This window comes from Dokdonella ginsengisoli (genome assembly GCF_042652785.1).
GTDB classification, from domain to species: domain Bacteria; phylum Pseudomonadota; class Gammaproteobacteria; order Xanthomonadales; family Rhodanobacteraceae; genus Dokdonella_A; species Dokdonella_A ginsengisoli.
Map to the genome: position 1 here is coordinate 1 of NZ_JBHSHD010000014.1, position 3,664 is coordinate 3,664.

Here is a 3,664-nt window from a genome sequence, read left to right on the forward strand (position 1 = left end):
GCGCAGCGGCGACACGCTCAGCGGCATCGCCGCGCAGAACGGCGTCTCGCTGTCCTCGCTGATCGCGGCCAATCCGCAGATCAAGAATCCGAACTTGATCTACCCGGGGCAGACCGTGCACATCCCGGGCGGCGGCGCTTCGCCGTCGGGCTCGCAAGGGACGTCCGGCTCGCAGGGAACGCCGGGCAGCAGCGGAGTGAACGGCCCGTCGGACGTGAAGGGCGTCAACAGCAGCCAGAGGCTCGCGGACTCGGCCCGCGCGGCGGCGATGGGCATGGGCGGCTACCAGTCGCAGGGCCTGTGCGCGACCGGCGTGAGCCGCGCGATCCAGAACACCTACGGCATCAAGGTGTGGGGCAACGGCAACCAGATCGACGATAACCTGCCGCGCGACAAGTTCAAGCAGATCAACATCCCGTTGTCGGAAGCGCTGAAGATCCCCGGCCTGGTCCTGACCTGGGAGCACACGTCGACCTCGCTCGGAGCGAAGTACGGCCACACCGCCATCACGCTCGGCGACGGCCACAGCTCGGCGTCGGACTTCATCGAGCGCAATACGCTGGCCGGCGACGCCAGCCGCACCGGCCTGAAGATCTTCATGCCGCTCTGACGCGAATCCGTCGCGTGTCGGGAGAACGGCTCGATCACTGCGGTGATCGGGCCGTTCTTCTTTGCAGCGTCCGCGACGACGCGTGGTCGCCGGCTCAGGCGACCGAACGCAATTCCGGCAGCGCGCAGTCGTCGATCATCGCGCGCAGCGCCGGATGGCGGATCTCGAACACCTCGAATACGCCGGCCGCGCGCAGGTACGGCACCCGGCGCAGCAGTTCGTCTTCGCACAGGCGGCGTTCGTGTTCGTCGTCCTCGGCGGCCAGCGCGCGCTGCGCCAGGGCGACGAATTCCTCGACCCAGATCAGTGCGGCGAAAGCCGTGCCGCGATCGGCGGCGGGCGTGGATTCGAGGTCCGGAGCATGCAGGGAACGAATCGGAATGGGCGTATTCATGGTCTTCTTCTATACCGTCCGGACGGTACAGTATATACTCCGAATTTCTCCGTCAACCCGGCTTTCGCATGTCCCCCAAGCCCAGCGCGCGTGAACGCATCCTCGAAGCTGCCGAGCAGGTCGCGATCGAGGTTGGCGCGGGCAACCTGACCCTCGATGCGGTCGCGCTCGCCGCCGGCGTCAGCAAGGGCGGCCTGCTCTACCACTTCGCGAACAAGGAAGCCCTGCTCAAGGGCATGGTCGATCGCCACATGGACCAGGAAGCCGCGCGCGTCGCCGAGCTGCACGCCAGGCTCGGCGGCAAGCCGTCGAGCTATCTGCGCGCCTTCATCGAAGCGGCCATGCAGATGAGCGGCAAGGACCTGCACTCGCCGGCCGTGTCGCGCTCGTTCCTGGCGGCGGCGGCGAATTTCCCCAGCCTTCTGGAGCGGCCGCGCCGCGAGATCGGCGAGCATTTCGAACGCCTGCGCAAGGCCGGCGGGAATTTTCCGCTCGCCGCCATCGTCAGCCTCGCCCTGGACGGCCTCTACTTCAGCGAGATCTTCGAGTTCTCCGTGCTGAGCCCGGCCGAACGCGACCGCCTCGCCGCGGAACTGCTCGCGCTCGCCGACCAGGCGGGCGAAGGCTGAGCGACTTCCCTGCTTCACCGGCGGACTCGACCCGCCGGCACACGCAAGCCTGACAAGCCGGGTTCGACCTGCGACCATCGCCGCTTTCCGCTGCAAGGAACCGTGCGCATGTCCGACCACTACGCGATCCGCCGCGACGTCGGCCCCTGGGCCCTGATGCTGACCGGCCTCGGCTCGATCATCGGTTCGGGCTGGCTGTTCGGCGCCTGGCACGCGGCGCAGCTGGCCGGCCCCGGCGCGGTCTGGGCATGGGTGATCGGTGCGGCGGTGATCACGACGATCGCGCTGACCTACGCCGAACTCGGCGCGATGTTCCCCGAATCCGGCGGCATGGTGCGCTACGGCCACTACTCGCACGGCTCGCTGGTCGGCTTCATCGCGGCGTGGGCGAACTGGATCGCGATCGTTTCGGTGATTCCGGTCGAGGCCGAGGCCTCGGTGCAGTACATGGCTTCCTGGCCGTACGCGTGGGCGCAGGGCCTGTTCGTGAACCACGAGCTGACCCCGCCCGGCCTCGGCATCGCGGCGGTGCTGGTGATCGTCTACTTCCTGGTCAACTACTGGAGCGTGAAGCTGTTCGCCAAGACCAACAGCGCCATCACGCTGTTCAAGCTGGTGGTGCCGGCGGCGACCGCGATCGCGCTGATCTCGACCGAATTCCATCCCGAGAACTTCCACGTCGGCGCCACCGGCGGCACGCACGCGATCAGTCTGTCGGCGATCCTGACCGCGGTCGCGATCAGCGGCATCGTGTTCAGCTTCAACGGCTTCCAGAGCCCGGTGAATCTTGCCGGCGAAGCGCGCGATCCGGGCCGCAGCGTGCCGTTCGGCGTGCTCGGCTCGATCGCGCTGGCGACCGTCGTCTACGTGCTGCTGCAGATCGGCTTCCTCGGCGCGGTGAACCCGGCCGCGATCGCCGAGCACGGCTGGGCCGGCCTGTCCTACAGCTCGCCGTTCGCGCAGCTGGCGCTGGCGATCAACCTGAACTGGCTGGCGCTGCTGCTCTACGCCGACGCGTTCGTCAGCCCGAGCGGCACCGGCATCACCTACACCGCCACCACCGCGCGCATGATCTACGGCATGGAGCGCAACGGCACGCTGCCGAAGGTGTTCGGCCGCATCCATCCGGTCTACGGCGTGCCGCGGCCGGCGATGTGGCTGAACCTGGCGGTGTCGTTCGTGTTCCTGTTCTGCTTCCGCGGCTGGGCGACGCTGGCTGCGGTGATCTCGGTGGCCACGATCATCTCGTACCTGACCGGCCCGATCAGCGTGATGACGCTGCGCCGCACCGCGCCGAACCTGCATCGTCCGTTCCGCCTGCGCGGGCTGCCGTTCATCGCCCTGCTTGCGTTCGTGTTCTCGACCGAACTGCTGTACTGGGCGAAGTGGCCGCTGACCGGCGAGATCATCCTGCTGGTCGCGGTGGCGCTGCCGATCTACGTCTACTACCAGGCGCGCGCCGGCTGGCCGGACATCCGGCGCCAGCTGCAGGGAGCCTGGTGGCTGATCGTCTACCTGCCGGTGATCGCGGCGCTGTCCTACGTCGGCAGCACCGAATTCGGCGGCCTGGGCTGGATGCCGTTCGGCTGGGATCTGCTGATCGTGGCCGCGATCGGCGCCGCGTTCTACTTCTGGGGCATGCGTTCGGGCTGGCGCACGCCGGCGATCGAGGCCGTCGACGCGGCCGCGGCGCCGGCGCGACCCTGAGACCCCCAACCCTAGCTAGGGCAGACCCTAGCTAGGGCATGCACGGATGGGCACTGCGGAAAGGAGGTGGTGACATTACGGATGTCGTAATCCGCTTCCTCTCTGAAGAGGCTCGCCATGTCCGTCAGTGCCGTCTCCGGTAATCGCGCCCTCGCCGCGCAGAACAGCAGCAGCAACGACTACACGATCCAGCGTGGCGACACGCTGTCGAAGATCGCGAGCCAGAACGGCGTGTCCGTCCAGGACCTGCTCGCCGCCAATCCGCAGATCCGCAATCCGGACGTGATCTACCCGGGCCAGTCGCTGTCGATTCCCTCCGGCGGC

5 protein-coding genes are annotated in these 3,664 nt (G+C 67.9%); 4 read left to right on the top strand and 1 reads right to left on the bottom strand.

Annotated elements, in window-relative coordinates:
• On the top strand, nucleotides 1-610 hold a 610-nt coding region (locus ACFO6Q_RS17220; protein ID WP_380022354.1), incomplete at its 5' end, for a LysM peptidoglycan-binding domain-containing protein.
• Nucleotides 611-704: 94 nt separating this feature from the next.
• Here ACFO6Q_RS17220 and ACFO6Q_RS17225 read toward each other — a convergent pair.
• Complete coding sequence (locus ACFO6Q_RS17225) at nucleotides 705-1,004, bottom strand: hypothetical protein (protein ID WP_380022355.1); 300 nt, start codon at nucleotides 1,002-1,004, stop codon at nucleotides 705-707.
• A 68-nt stretch (nucleotides 1,005-1,072) separates the two neighbouring features.
• Here ACFO6Q_RS17225 and ACFO6Q_RS17230 point away from each other — a divergent pair, with 68 nt between their 5' ends.
• The 3 genes from ACFO6Q_RS17230 to safA form a co-directional block, all read left to right on the top strand.
• Nucleotides 1,073-1,633 carry a TetR/AcrR family transcriptional regulator gene (locus ACFO6Q_RS17230; protein ID WP_380022356.1) on the top strand — a complete coding sequence of 187 codons (561 nt, stop codon included), beginning with the start codon at nucleotides 1,073-1,075 and terminating at the stop codon, nucleotides 1,631-1,633.
• A gap of 108 nt (nucleotides 1,634-1,741) precedes the next feature.
• Nucleotides 1,742-3,340, top strand: a complete 1,599-nt coding sequence (locus tag ACFO6Q_RS17235; protein WP_380022357.1) for an APC family permease — start codon at nucleotides 1,742-1,744, stop codon at nucleotides 3,338-3,340.
• A gap of 117 nt (nucleotides 3,341-3,457) precedes the next feature.
• On the top strand, nucleotides 3,458-3,664 hold a 207-nt coding region (safA, locus tag ACFO6Q_RS17240), incomplete at its 3' end, for a SafA/ExsA family spore coat assembly protein (protein ID WP_380022358.1).

What these genes read in the sequence shown, in the direction of transcription:
- ACFO6Q_RS17225 (WP_380022355.1), bottom strand. Translation starts at nt 1,004, where the DNA reads ATGAATACGCCCATTCCGATTCGTTCCCTGCATGCTCCGGACCTCGAA.
- ACFO6Q_RS17235 (WP_380022357.1), top strand. Translation starts at nt 1,742, where the DNA reads ATGTCCGACCACTACGCGATCCGCCGCGACGTCGGCCCCTGGGCCCTG.
- ACFO6Q_RS17230 (WP_380022356.1), top strand. Translation starts at nt 1,073, where the DNA reads ATGTCCCCCAAGCCCAGCGCGCGTGAACGCATCCTCGAAGCTGCCGAG.